The sequence below is a fragment of the Chachezhania antarctica genome (genome assembly GCF_003646465.1).
GTDB lineage: Bacteria > Pseudomonadota > Alphaproteobacteria > Rhodobacterales > Rhodobacteraceae > Chachezhania > Chachezhania antarctica.
Window position 1 is genome coordinate 66,144 of the sequence record NZ_QZEX01000011.1, and the last position, 12,967, is coordinate 79,110.

Annotated in this window: 9 protein-coding genes; 3 read left to right on the forward strand and 6 right to left on the reverse strand. The window is 64.7% G+C overall.

The features are described 5' to 3' along the window. Nucleotides 1–23: 23 nt before the first annotated feature. From D4754_RS18815 to D4754_RS18825, 3 genes are read left to right on the forward strand one after another with little or no spacing between them, the layout of a single operon-like run. Nucleotides 24–353, forward strand: coding sequence for a hypothetical protein (locus D4754_RS18815; protein WP_163025977.1), 330 nt, complete (start codon nucleotides 24–26; stop codon nucleotides 351–353). Next, nucleotides 350–1,711 carry an efflux RND transporter periplasmic adaptor subunit gene (locus D4754_RS18820; protein ID WP_121066647.1) on the forward strand — a complete coding sequence of 454 codons (1,362 nt, stop codon included), beginning with the start codon at nucleotides 350–352 and terminating at the stop codon, nucleotides 1,709–1,711. Before D4754_RS18815 ends, D4754_RS18820 begins: the two co-directional genes overlap by 4 nt. 4 nt (nucleotides 1,712–1,715) lie before the next feature. Further along, entirely contained in the window at nucleotides 1,716–4,853 is a 3,138-nt protein-coding gene (locus D4754_RS18825) for an efflux RND transporter permease subunit (protein WP_121066649.1), read from the forward strand. A 23-nt stretch (nucleotides 4,854–4,876) separates the two neighbouring features. Here the strand turns inward: D4754_RS18825 and D4754_RS18830 are convergent, their stop codons facing one another. The 6 genes from D4754_RS18830 to D4754_RS18855 all read right to left on the reverse strand — a co-directional run bounded on the left by D4754_RS18830 (nucleotide 4,877) and on the right by D4754_RS18855 (nucleotide 12,919). Next, nucleotides 4,877–6,643, reverse strand: coding sequence for an AMP-binding protein (locus D4754_RS18830; RefSeq protein ID WP_121066652.1), 1,767 nt, complete (start codon nucleotides 6,641–6,643; stop codon nucleotides 4,877–4,879). Nucleotides 6,644–6,656: 13 nt separating this feature from the next. Further along, complete coding sequence (locus D4754_RS18835; protein WP_121066656.1) at nucleotides 6,657–9,032, reverse strand: amidase; 2,376 nt, start codon at nucleotides 9,030–9,032, stop codon at nucleotides 6,657–6,659. Further along, complete coding sequence (locus D4754_RS18840; protein ID WP_121066659.1) at nucleotides 9,032–9,748, reverse strand: ABC transporter ATP-binding protein; 717 nt, start codon at nucleotides 9,746–9,748, stop codon at nucleotides 9,032–9,034. The genes D4754_RS18835 and D4754_RS18840 overlap by 1 nt, the downstream gene beginning before the upstream one ends. Continuing rightward, the gene (locus D4754_RS18845) at nucleotides 9,741–10,769 is read right to left on the reverse strand and encodes a branched-chain amino acid ABC transporter permease (RefSeq protein ID WP_121066661.1); all 1,029 of its coding nucleotides are present in this window, start codon (nucleotides 10,767–10,769) and stop codon (nucleotides 9,741–9,743) included. The genes D4754_RS18840 and D4754_RS18845 overlap by 8 nt, the downstream gene beginning before the upstream one ends. After that, nucleotides 10,769–11,635, reverse strand: a complete 867-nt coding sequence (locus tag D4754_RS18850) for an ABC transporter permease subunit (protein WP_121066664.1) — start codon at nucleotides 11,633–11,635, stop codon at nucleotides 10,769–10,771. The genes D4754_RS18845 and D4754_RS18850 overlap by 1 nt, the downstream gene beginning before the upstream one ends. Before the next feature lie 63 nt (nucleotides 11,636–11,698). Beyond that, complete coding sequence (locus D4754_RS18855) at nucleotides 11,699–12,919, reverse strand: urea ABC transporter substrate-binding protein (RefSeq protein WP_121066823.1); 1,221 nt, start codon at nucleotides 12,917–12,919, stop codon at nucleotides 11,699–11,701. Between the last annotated feature and the right edge of the window lie 48 nt (nucleotides 12,920–12,967).

The following is a 12,967-nucleotide window of genomic DNA, read 5'->3' on the forward strand; positions in this document are numbered from 1 at the left end:
ACTTTCGGCCCGCAGGGCGGACGGTGGCGAACGCCATCGATCCACCATTATCCGACAGTTTGTCATTTCATGCTCGCCAATTGTATCAGATGTATCAGGCGGGCGTGTGGCCCGACCGGAACGCCGCCGCGCGGGACCTAACCCTCAGGTTGCCCGACCGGTTCGACCGCGACAGCCTGCCCGCGCTGTTCTTGTTCGACCTGGGCGTGAAGCCGGACCGGGTCCAATTTCGTGAGCCACCGTCCAACTTTGATCGAAGCACGCATCCACCCCAAGAAAGTGCGTGGTTTTTCAACGTTATATGTTACTTCTCGGGACGCGTGATCGAATCGTCGGGCCTTGAGGTGATATGACTGAACTCTGGATTGCTCCGTGGTCGAAGCGGCGGACTGCCGTTTGGCTGGTATTGTCGCTTTGCGTCGTCGTGTGGATCCTTGCGGGCGCGGGGCTTGCCCGGGCCCAGCAGGCCCCGCAGCCGCCGAAGGTCGGGACCGAACCGGTCAAGGCCCAGAACGTCGCCGAAACGGCCGGGTTCACCGGGCGGGTGCAGGCGATCAACAGGGTCGAAATCCTGCCGCGGGTGTCCGGGTTCCTGCTGTCGCTGGGCTTCAAGGAAGGCAGTGCCGTCAGCAAGGGCCAGACCCTGTTCGAGATCGAGCCGAATGCCTACCAGGCCGCGATCACCCAGATAAAGGGGCAGATCAAGGCCGCCCAGGCCTCCAAGACGCTGGCCGATATCGAGGTGGCCCGCCAGCAGAAGCTGGTCTCGGACCAGGTGTCTGCCGAGAACGTGCTGCAGGAGGCGCAGGCCAAGCAGGGCCAGGCCGAGGGCGCACTGGAGCAGTTGCAGGGGGAGCTGGAGAACGCCCAGCTGAACCTGTCCTACACCACCATCACGGCGCCCTTCGACGGGCGCGTCGGGCTGACCGACATGTCCGTGGGGGCCTATATTTCCCAGGCGACGGGCACCATGGTCACGCTGAGCAGCATCGATCCGATCTACGTCACCTTCCCGGTATCCGAAGCGGTGATGCTGAATTTCGGCGGGATGGAGGAAGCAGAACCGGGCGGACTGCAACCGGCCGCGCCGGCCGGGTCCACGTCTGATGCGACGGCCGATACCGGTACCACGACCGACAGCAGCGGTGGTGCGTCGACGAACAGCACATCCGCTGCCACGGCGAACAGCGCCGCTGGCGGGACCAGCGATGCAGCCGACAGCAAGACGGCTGCGCCTCACATACCGCTGAGCGTGTCTCTCACGCTCGCCAATGGCAAGGACTATGACAAGACCGGCCGTATCACCGTGGTGGATACGCAGGTGCAGGAAGGCACGGACACGATCCTTGTCCGGGCCAGCTTTCCCAATCCCAAGGGCATCCTGCGCGACGGCCAGCTTGTCCGCGTGACGGTGACGCATGACACCGAGAACACGTCGCTGACGATCCCCGCGCAGGCGCTGCAGCGCGATCAGGGCGGGTATTTCGTGCTGGTCGTGGGCGCCGACAACAAGGTTGAAAAGCGCCCCATCACCTTCGGCCGCATGGTGGGGACCGAGGCGGTCGTTACCGGTGGCCTGAAGGCGGGGGAGCAGGTGATCACCGATGGCGTTCAGCGCGCCCGCCCGGGTGAAGCCGTCGCGCCGCAACCGGCAAGCGCCCAGCCGTCGGACGCGTCCACGCCCGATTCCACTCCGGCCCCGTCGGAGTAGACCGATGATCTCAAAGGTATTCATCCACCGCCCCCGCATGGCGCTGGTCATCTCGATCGTGATCACGCTTGCGGGTGTGATCTCGCTTCTGCAGCTGCCGGTCGCGCAGTTCCCCGACATCGTTCCGCCGCAGGTGCAGGTCACTGCACAGTATCCCGGCGCCGGTGCCGACGTGGTGGAATCCACGGTCGCCCAGCCGATCGAGGAGCAGGTCGTCGGCGTGTCTGACATGATCTACATGAAGTCCACCAGCGGGGCCGACGGCAGCTATACGCTGAACGTGACCTTCGCGCCGGGGACGGATCCGGACATCAACACCGTCAACCTGCAGAACCGGGTGAGCCTGGCCGAATCCTCGCTGCCCGATCAGGTCACGCGGATCGGGGTGAACACGCAGAAGCAATCCTCGGCTCTGTTGCAGGTGATCAACATCACCTCGGACGATCCCAGCCACGACGACCTGTTCCTGTCGAACTTCGCCACGATCAACGTTCTGGACCGGGTGAAGCGGGTCGAAGGGGTGGGCAATGCCATCCTGTTCGGCGCGCAGAACTATTCGATGCGCGTGTGGCTGGACATCGACGCGATGACCAACCTGGAACTCACACCGCAGGACGTGATCAACGCGATCAACGCTCAGAACGTGCAGGCCGCCATCGGGCGGATCGGCGCGCAGCCGATGACGAAAGACCCGGTCTTCCAGCTGAACATCCAGACGCAGGGCCGGCTGTCCACGGTCGAGGAATTCGACCAGATCGTCATCCGCGCCGCGGAAGATGGCGGCTATGTCCGGCTGTCGGATGTCGCGCGGGTGGAACTGGGGGCGCAATCGCTGGACAGCGAAAGCCGGTTCAACGGCCAGCCCACCGCGATGATCGGCGTCTATCTTGCGCCCGGCGCCAATGCGCTGGCCGCGTCCGAGCAGATCAACGCCTCGCTCACCCAGGCCCAGAGCGCCTTTCCCGACGATATCAAGTGGTCGGTGCCCTACAACTCGGTCAGCTTCGTGAAGGCGTCGATCGAGGAAGTGCTGAAGACCCTGGCCGAGGCCTTCCTTCTGGTCGTGCTCGTCGTGTTCCTGTTCCTGGGCAGCCTGCGGATGACGATCATCCCGCTGATCGCCGTGCCCGTGTCGTTGATCGGGGCGATGTCGTTCCTGCTGATGCTGGGCTTTTCGCTGAACACGATCTCGCTTCTGGCGCTGGTTCTGGCCATCGGGATCGTGGTGGACGACGCCATCGTCGTGATCGAAAACGTCGAGAAGGTCATGTACGAACGGCCCGAACTGACGGTGCCGGAAGCGACCGAAGCCGCGATGGAACAGATCACCGCGCCGATCCTTGCGATCACGCTGGTTCTGCTGTCCGTCTTCGTGCCGGTGGCCTTCATACCCGGCATCAGTGGTACGATCTTCCAGCAATTTGCGGTCGCGGTGTCGTTCTCGATGCTGATCTCGGCCCTAAACGCGCTGACGCTCAGCCCCGCGCTCTGTTCCATGCTGCTGAAGCGGCACGAGGGGGAGCGGAAGGGCATTCTGGTCTGGATCTCGAACCAGATCGACCGGGCCGGGCTGGGCTATGCCTTCGTGGCCGGGGCCATTGCCCGCCGCGCGATCCTGTCGGTGCTGTTTCTGGCCGTGGCCATCGCGGGCACGGGGTGGCTGTTCAAGACCACGCCGTCCGGGTTCCTCCCGACCGAGGACCAGGGCGCCTATTTCGTCGAGATGTCCTTGCCTGACGGTGCCTCGATCAACCGCACGCGCGCGACGATGGCGCAGGTCTACGACCTGCTGAAGGACGGCCCCGGCGTCGAAAGCGTCGAGACGGTGACCGGCTACAGCTTCATCGACGGGCTGGCCAAGTCGAACAGCGGTTTTGCCATCGTCATCATGAAGCCCTTCGACGAACGCACCGCGGAAGACGAGACGGTGAATGCCTCGCTCGCCCGGGCGGGCCGGCAGCTCGCGCAGCTGGACACGGCCATCGGCATTCCGTTCAACCTGCCGCCGATCATCGGTCTGGGCACCGGGGCGGGCTTCGAATACCAGCTTCTGTCGCTGCAAGGGGCCGACCCGGTGGAACTGGGCGCCACGGCACGCGGGCTGGTTACCGCCACCCATGCCGATGACAGGCTGGCGGGGGTCTACACCACGTTCTCGGCCACGTCGCCGGTGCTGAATCTGAACCTCGATCGTGAACGCCTGCAGACGCTGGGCGTCGATGTCAGCACGCTGTTCGAAACGATGCAGGCGACGCTGGGCGGCTATTACGTCAACGACATGAACCTGTTCGGGCGGACATGGCAGGTGAATGTCGAGGCCGAGCAGAAATACCGCGAAAGCGTCGACGACATCTCGCGCATCCACATCCGCAACAGCAAGGGCGAGATGGTTCCGATCACCTCCGTTGCCAGCGTGTCGCTGGAGGCCGGGCCGCAATCGCTGACGCGCTACAACAACTATCGCAGCGTGACGATCAACGGCGGGCCAGCGCCCGGCGTGTCGTCCGGCACGGCCCTTGCGGCGATGGAGGAGGTTTCGGCCAAGACCCTGCCGCAGGGCTACAGCTATGACTGGACGGGCACCGCCCAGCAGGAGATCGAGGCTGCCGGCAAGACACCCATCGTGCTGGGGCTGGCGGTGCTGTTCGCCTACCTGTTCCTCGTCGCGCTCTATGAAAGCTGGACGATCCCGGTGGCGGTTCTGCTGTCGGTCAGCTTTGCCGCCTGTGGCGCGCTGATCGCGCTGCGCCTGTCGGGGCTGGCCAACAACGTCTATGCCCAGATCGGCCTGGTGGTGCTGATCGCGCTCGCTGCCAAGAACGCCATCCTGATCGTCGAATTCGCGATGGAACGACGTGCACAGGGGGAAACCATCGTCGACGCCGCGATCGACGGCGCGCGGGCACGGTTCCGGGCTGTCATGATGACAAGCTTTGCGTTCATCGCCGGCCTCTTCCCGCTGGTCGTGGCCGAGGGCGCGTCGATGCTCGCACGGCGCGGCGTGGGTGTGCCGGTCTTCGGCGGCATGATCGCGGCGGTGGTGGTGGGGATCTTCATCATCCCGGCGCTCTACGTGCTGGCGCAGCGGTTCCGCGACAAGGTGCACGGCACGGGCAAACCGCCCCCGACAGAGAGCGGCTGACCCGGTAACGGCGTCCGGCGCGGCTACCGGGCGTCGTTCAGAAGCTCCACCATCCGGTCGCGCATCACGAATTTCTGGGGCTTGCCGGTGATCGTCATCGGCAGCTCCTCCACGATGCGGACATGGCGCGGCACCTTGAAATGCGCGATCTGGCCCGTGCAGTAGCTGCGCACGGTCTCGTCCGTCAGGTCGGCGCCATCGACGGGCACCACCCAGGCGCAGACTTCCTCTCCCAACCGGTCGTCGGGGATGCCGAAGACCTGGGCATCGCGGATCTGCGGATGGGAGAAGAGAAACTCCTCGACCTCGCGCGGATAGATGTTTTCGCCGCCGCGGATGATCATGTCCTTCACCCGGCCGGTGATGGTGCAGAAGCCTTCATCGTCCAGGACGGCCAGATCGCCGGTATGCATCCAACCGTCGCGGATCGCTTCGGCCGTGCGTTCGGGTTCTTCCCAGTAGCCCTTCATCACCGAATAGCCGCGGGTGCACAACTCCCCTTGCGTGCCGGGGGGGACGATGCCGCCTTCTGTATCGACGACCTTGATTTCCAGGTGCGGATGCACCCGGCCCACCGTCTCGCAGCGCTTCATCAGCGGATCGTCGACGAAGCTCTGGAAGGACACGGGCGAGGTTTCGGTCATGCCGTAGCAGATCGTCACTTCCGACATGTTCATGCGGTCGTTGACCTGGCGCATCACCTCGACCGGGCAGAGCGCACCGGCCATCACGCCGGTCCGCAGGCTGGACAGGTCGCGCGGCTGTTTGTCGAGCTCCTGCAGCATGGCCACGAACATCGTCGGCACGCCATAAAGCGCCGTGCAGCGTTCGGCGCTGACGGTGTCCAGCGTCTGCGCCGGGTCGAACGCCTCTCCCGGGAAGACCATCGCGGCGCCCTTGCTGACGGCGCCCAGCACGCCCATCACCATACCGAAGCAATGATAGAGCGGCACCGGGATCGCCAGCCGGTCGCTTTCGGTCAGCCGGATGCGGTCGGTCACGAAGCGCGCGTTGTTCAGCACGTTGTAATGGGACAGCGTTGCCCCCTTGGGGTTGCCCGTGGTGCCCGACGTGAACTGGATGTTGATCGCATCGTCCGGCTGCAGGCCCCGGTCGATCTGCGGCAGGCGCAGCTGCTGAGCCGGTCCGCCAAGGCCTGCCACCTCGCTGAACCGCCAGGCGCCGGGGATAGCCTCACCCGCGGGCGTATCGTCCATCACGATGACATGGCGCAGGGCGGGCACCTTCGCGGCGTGCAGGCGGCCCTTTTCGGCTTTCTCCATCTCCGGCGCCAGCGTCCGGATCATGTCCACGTAGTTCGACGACTTGAACCGGCGGGCAAGGACCAGCGCCTTGCAGCCCACCTTGTTCAGCGCGTAGTCGAGCTCGGACAGCCGGTAGGCGGGATTGATGTTGACCAGCACCACGCCGATCCGGGCCGTGGCGAACTGGGTCAGCACCCATTCCAGCCGGTTCGGCGACCAGATCCCCAGCCGGTCGCCCTTTTCCAGACCCAATGCCAGGAAGCCCGACGCAAGCTCGTCCACCGCGCGGTCGAAATCGTAGTAGCTGAGCCGCCGGTCGGGGAAGATCAGCGCATCGCGCGGGCCATAGCGCGAGACTGCATCGCCCAACATCTGGGGGATGGTGGCATAGACCAGCGGCGGCGAGGACGGGCCCTGAACATAGGACCGCCCGTCGCGCGGGGCGAGATCGGCCGTGTCAGGCCCTGAGCTTTCCGTCCCGAAGGTCCGGATACGGCCTGCGACGCTTTCGTTCAGAATGCTCATTGCCATGTCCTCCTCACATGTCGCGCCAGTCGCCCGATTGCTCGAAGGCGTGCGCCGCCTGGTATATCTTCATCTCGCCGAAATTCGGCCCGACCAGCATCATGCCGATGGGCAGGCCCTCGCTCAAGCCGCAGGGCACGCTCATCGCCGGCAGCCCGCCGTTGAACGGCGCGGTGTTGGCCGTCATCTCGAACGCGCGCTGGACGTAGAGGCTCAGCGAGCAATCGGCGGGCGGGTGCGGCTGCGGCTTCACGGGCAGGGTGGGCAGCAACAACAGGTCATAGGTCTTCAACGCGGCGTGGTAGCGTTCGTTCACCTTGCGCATGATATTCTGCGCCTTGCCATAGAAACGTCCGCGATACTGGCGCTGCGCATGTTCGCCCACGAACATGCAGGCCTTCAGCGAATGGCTGAGTTCGTCCGCGCGGTTCTTCCATTGCGACATGTGGTCGGTCATCGACGGCAGGAACAGGCCCTTGTAATTGGTTCCGGTGGAGTTGCCCCACATCATGCCGTCCTGGAGCCCTTCCAGCGTGATCGCGGTCCACGCGTCCATGGCGGTAAAGTGCTCGGGGACCGAAACCTCCTCGACCCGCGCGCCCAGTTCGCGGAAGCGCTCGGCGGCCTGCAGGACCTTCTGGTCGACGTCCGCTTCGGAATTGGCGTGGGCGAAGCCTTCCTTCAGGATACCGATCCGCATCCCGTGCGCCCCGCGCCCCAGCGCTTCGGTGTAGGAATAGACCGTCGGGTTGTACTGGCGCGGATCCAGCCCGTCGGCGCCCGCGAGCACCTCCAGCAACAAGGCATTGTCGGCCACATTGTTCGTGACAGGGCCCAGATGGTCGATGGTCTGTTCGATGGGCATCGCGCCGGTATAGGGCACAAGGCCATGGGTCGCCTTCATTCCGTAGACCCCGCAATTCGACGCCGGGATCCGGATCGAGCCGCCCTGATCGCCCGCGATGGCCATGTCGACCTCTCCCGCCGCGACCAGCGCAGCGGAGCCCGAGGACGAGCCCCCCGCCATGTAGCCGCGCTTCCACGGGTTGTGGACCGGCCCCTTGGCGTTGGTGTGCGAGCCGCCGGACAGGCAGAAGTTCTCGCAATGCGCCTTGCCCGCGATGATGGCGCCCGCGTCCAGCATCCGCGTGACGATGGTCGCGTCGATCTCGGGCGTGTAGCCTTCCATGATCGACGAGCCATTCATCAGCGGCACGCCCGCCAGGCAGATCGTGTCCTTCAGCGCGATCCGCTTGCCACGCAGCCTGCCATCGGGGGCGCCGCGGACTTCCGTCTTCACGTACCACGCGTTCAGCGGGTTCTCCGTCGGATCGGGATGATAGCCGGGGGACCGGGGATAGCGGACTTCGGGCAGGTAATCCGGCATCGCGTCCAGCCGGTCGTAGGACTGCATGAAGGGTTCAATGATCTCGGTATATTCCTGCAGATCCTCGTCCGACAGCGACATGCCGAAGCGGTCCGCCATGGCACGCATCTGCGAAAGGGTGGGGCGTTTGATCGTCATGGCGGTCACCTTGGAGGGTTGCGAGGGCGGGGGTGTCTCCGGCCCGGATCGGTGCGAGGTTTTGCCGGTCGGGAAGGACGGCATGGGGCGCTGCGGGTGTGTGGCGGCGGGCGAGGCGCTGGCCTGCCGGGTGCCGCGCGCGCCAAAGCCCAGAAGCTCGTCAACGCGGGCGCGATCGGACAGGTCGGCCCGGCCCAGCGTGCCGGTGATCCGGCCACGTTCCAGCACGAGCACGCGATCCGACAGGTCGGCGATGAAATCGAAGTTCTGTTCGACCAGCAGGATCGAGAGGCCCCGTGTCTCGCGGAGGTGGAGGAGCGTTTCGGCCATCTCCTCGATGATCGAGGGCTGGATGCCTTCGGTCGGCTCGTCCAGCAGCAGGAAATCGGGGTTACCCATCAGGCAGCGGGCCAGCGCCAGCAATTGCTGTTCGCCGCCGGAAAGCGCGCCGCCATCACGGTCCAGCAGGCGCGTAAGGCGGGGGAAGTCCTTCAGGACGGTTTCCATCACCTCTGCCTCGGTCCCCGCGCCGTAATCGTGCCAGGCGAAGCGCAGGTTGTCGCGTACCGAGAGCTGCGGGAAGATCCCCCGGCCCTGCGGGACGTAACCGATCCCCAGCTGCCCGCGTTCGTTGGGAGCAGAACGGGTGATGTCGGTTTGGTCAAACCGGATCTGGCCGGAGGTGGCAGGCAGGAAGCCCATCAGCGTCTTCAACAGCGTCGTCTTGCCCATGCCGTTATGGCCCAGCACGCCCACGACCTCGTTCTCGCCGACCTCCATATCGATGCCATGCAGGATCGGCACGCGGCCATATCCGCCCGACAGGCCCTTGACGCTCAGCAACATGTCCCGGTCTTCGGTCATCAGGCCTTCTTTCCAAGATAGACGCGGCGCACGGTTTCGTCGGTCATGACGCGGTCGACATGGTCTTCCATCAGCACCGCGCCTTGGTGGAACACGGTCACCGTTTCAGCGATGGAGCGGATGAATTGCATGTCATGCTCCACGATCACCACGGCGGCGGAGCGGGTCATTTCAAGGATGATCCCGGTCATCCGGTCGACATCGGCGGCGCTCATCCCCGCCGCCGGTTCGTCCAGCAGCACCAGCCACGGGTCGGTCACGACGACAAGGCCAAGCTCCACCCGCTGCCGTTCGCCATGGGCCAGCTGCCCCAGATCGGTGCGCGCGATGGACCCAAGCGCCAGCCGGTCGATCACGTCATCGGTTCGGGCGACCGCCTCGACCGGGGTGAAGAAACGGCGCGCGGCCAGCCAGATGTTTTCGTGCACGCTCAGCGCGTCCATCACGTTGGGTGTCTGCGTCTTTATCCCGACGCCAAGCGAGGCGACCTGGTGCGGCATCCAGCCCGTAACCTCCTGCCCGCGCATGAACACGTGGCCTTCGGACGGCGTCAGCAACCCGGTCACGCATTTGAAGAAGGTCGATTTTCCGGCACCGTTCGGGCCGATCAGGCAGCGCAGTTCGCGCGCTTTCAGCTTGAAATCGACATTGTCGCTGGCGGTCACCCCGCCGAAGCGCATCGTGAGACCGGCGGTTTCAAGGACGGTTTCAGCCATGTCGTGCCCTCCGCATCCGGCGGTTGGCGGGGCGGCGCCGCGCGGTACGACCGACCGAGGCGTGCCAGAGCGACCCCACGGCCGGAACCAGACCGCGCGGCAGGAACAGGACGAAGATCACCAGCACCAGCCCCATGATCAACGTGTTGTCGATCATGCTTTGCTGGCCCAGCAGGAACTTCAGGTAGGCCAGCCCGGCGGCGCCCACGATGGGGCCAAGCCGCGTGCCAAGCCCGCCGACGATGCACCAGATGATGATCTCGGCCGACTGGCCCAGCGAAAAGAGGTTAGGCGTCACGATCTCGGCCCAGTTGGCAAACAGCGCACCCGCCAGCCCGGCGATGGCCGCGCCGATGGCGAACAGGACCGTCTTCCGCGCCGCGACGTCATAGCCGATCAGCGCCATGCGGGTTTCGTTTTCGCGGATGCCGATGGCGATGCGCCCGAAGGACGACCGCAAGAGCCACGTGACCAGCAGGAACACGATCACCAGCGCCACGGCACAGACATAGAAATAGGCGTCGCCCCAGATATAGGCGCCGGAATCGCCGGGGACGTTCAGCGTCTGGAACCCGGGAATACCGTTGAAGCCGCCCAGCCGCGCGTCGCCGATCACGTATTGTGGCCCGGCGGTGGAGTTGATGAACTTGAACAGGATCAAGGTCACGACAAGCGTGATCACACCCAGGTAGACATCCGTCAGCCGCCCGTAGAACATCACCGCGCCCAGCACGGCCGCGAAGGCCCCGGGCAGCAGCACCGCCAGGATCATCGGCAGCGTGCTTTCCCCGATATTCACCGCCGCGATGGCGTAGACATAGGCCCCCAGCCCGAAGAACGCGGCCTGACCGAAGCACAGGATCCCGCCGAAGCCCCAGATAAGCCCAAGGCTCAGGCCAAGCATCCCGTAGATCACCAGAACGGTCAGCGTGTAGGTCCCGATAAGCATCGGCATGACGGCGATCAAGATGGCCGACACGATGAGCGTGACGACGACATCGCGCTTGGCGGAACGCTCCATCACAGCTTTCCCTTGAAGAAGCGGCTTGTGATGCCTTGTGGCATGGCGCGCAGCAGGATCACGGCGGCGATCAGCAGGGCGACCTCTCCGATCACGGGGGAGACGGCGAAGGTGAAGATCTGGTTCACAAGCCCGAAGGAGGTGGCCGACGACACCAGCCCCGCGATCAGCGACGGTCCGCCCGCGATCACGGTGATGAAGGCCTTGGCGATGTAGGCGCCGCCCGACGTGGGGACGAGACCGACCAGAGGCGCCAGGATCGCGCCCGCCAGCCCGGACAGGGCCGAGCCGAAGAAGAACGTCGCCATGTAGATCCGGTCGGGGCTATATCCCAGCGCCGCGGCCATGTCGGACCGCTGCATCGTGCCGCGCGCGATCAGCCCGGCGCGGGTGCCTTTCAGCACCGCATAAAGGGCGATAACCAGCACCACGGCCATGACGATGATGAAGAAGTTGTAGCCGTTGATCTGGTAGGCGCCCACGGTGAAGCCTGGGATCGGGGTGGAAATCCCCGTCGTCGTGTTGCCGAAGATCATCGTGGCCAGCCCGATGAACACAAGGCTAAGCCCCCACGTGGCCAGCATGGTGTCGACCAGACGACCGTAAAGGTGCCGGATCACCAGCCGTTCGACCACCAGCCCGATCAGCCCGACGACCAGCGGCGCCACGATCAGCATGGCGATGAACACGTTCACCCCCAGCCCCACGGCAGTGATCGTTGCATAGCCGCCCATCATCATGAACTCGCCATGGGCAAGGTTGATGACCTTCATCATGCCGAAGACCACCGCCAGCCCGGCACTGATCAGCACCAGCGACGCGATGGCGTAGAGCATTTCAACGAGGATGACGAAACTGATATCCATAACGGCCCGCTTTTGGTGAAACGCGGGGCGCGCGCGACGGGCGCCCCGCGACAGGTGCGAAGATCAGATCTCGATCTCGTACTGGGTGTTGTCGTCGGGGTTTTCCTGCAGGTTGCAGACGGCCTGCGTGTCTACCGGTGCCACCTGGTTCAGGGTCTCGACCACCTTCATCTTCTGGTCCTCGACCTCCATGATGTGCACGTCGAGCGTGGCATGGTGGGTCTGCGGATCGATGGCGATGTTGCCTGCCGGGCCGACGATGGAAACGCCGGTCTCCAGCGCCTCGATCACCGGGTCGCGATCGACGGTGCCGGCCTTCTTCACGCCTTCCGCCCACAGCATGATGCCCTGGTAGGTGGAAACGGCCAGTTCGTGGATGCCGTTCGTGTCGCCATAGGCGGCCTTCCACTTCTCCTTGAACGCCTTGTTTTCCGGCGTATCCAGCTCCTGCGAGTAGTTGTAGGCCACCATGATCCCGTCGCCTTCGGCCGAGGTCAGGACCTTGTGTTCGTTGCCCACGCCCATCGTGGTCGAGGCCAGCGGGATCTTCGTGTTCATGCCGGCCGCCGCCCATTGACGGAAGAACGACAGATGCGCGCCGCCGACCAGAGGTGCCACGACCAGATCCGGCGAAACCTGCTGGATCTTGGTGATGGTCGAGCCGAAATCCGACACGTCGAGCGGGAAGAAATCGGTCGCCACGACCTCGCCACCGTTGTCTTCGACGAACTTCTGGATCCAGCGCGCAGTGATCTGGCCGTAGTTGTAGTCCGCCGCCAGGATATAGACCTTGGGCCCGGATTTCTTCATCGCGTAGGGGACCAGAACCTCGACCTGCTGGGTGGGCGTGACGCCGGTGACGAAGATGTTGCGATCACAAACGCCGCCTTCGTACTGGACGTTGTAGAAGTAGAGCGTATCGGTCTTGCGCATGGTCTGGCGGATCGCCTCGCGCGAGGCGGACAGGATGCCGCCATGCACCACGTCGACACGGTCCTGCCGGGTCAGCTTTTGCGCGTACTGGGAATAGAGCGCCATGTCCGACTGGGTGTCATAGTCGATGATCTCGACCTCGCGCCCCAGAAGGCCGCCATTCGCGTTGATCTCGGCAATCGCCAGCCTTGTCGCCTGATCCATCGGCTTGCCGTAGGCATCGAAGATGCCCGAGGTATCGAGGATCGAGCCCAGCTTGATCGTGTCCGCCGCGAAAGCGGCGCTTGGCAGAAGGGCGGCGGTGGTGAGAGCGGCGCCGGCGCCAAGGAATTCTCTCCTTTTCAGAGACATGAACATGTCCTCCGTTGTTGGGTTTCTGGAATGGGGAAAGGTGACTTC

Bases quoted from the DNA above. Each gene is read 5' to 3' on its own strand.
- D4754_RS18820 (WP_121066647.1), top strand. From the start codon at position 350: ATGACTGAACTCTGGATTGCTCCGTGGTCGAAGCGGCGGACTGCCGTT.
- D4754_RS18825 (WP_121066649.1), top strand. From the start codon at position 1,716: ATGATCTCAAAGGTATTCATCCACCGCCCCCGCATGGCGCTGGTCATC.
- D4754_RS18830 (WP_121066652.1), bottom strand. From the start codon at position 6,643: ATGAGCATTCTGAACGAAAGCGTCGCAGGCCGTATCCGGACCTTCGGG.
- D4754_RS18835 (WP_121066656.1), bottom strand. From the start codon at position 9,032: ATGACCGAAGACCGGGACATGTTGCTGAGCGTCAAGGGCCTGTCGGGC.
- D4754_RS18840 (WP_121066659.1), bottom strand. From the start codon at position 9,748: ATGGCTGAAACCGTCCTTGAAACCGCCGGTCTCACGATGCGCTTCGGC.
- D4754_RS18845 (WP_121066661.1), bottom strand. From the start codon at position 10,769: ATGGAGCGTTCCGCCAAGCGCGATGTCGTCGTCACGCTCATCGTGTCG.
- D4754_RS18850 (WP_121066664.1), bottom strand. From the start codon at position 11,635: ATGGATATCAGTTTCGTCATCCTCGTTGAAATGCTCTACGCCATCGCG.
- D4754_RS18855 (WP_121066823.1), bottom strand. From the start codon at position 12,919: ATGTCTCTGAAAAGGAGAGAATTCCTTGGCGCCGGCGCCGCTCTCACC.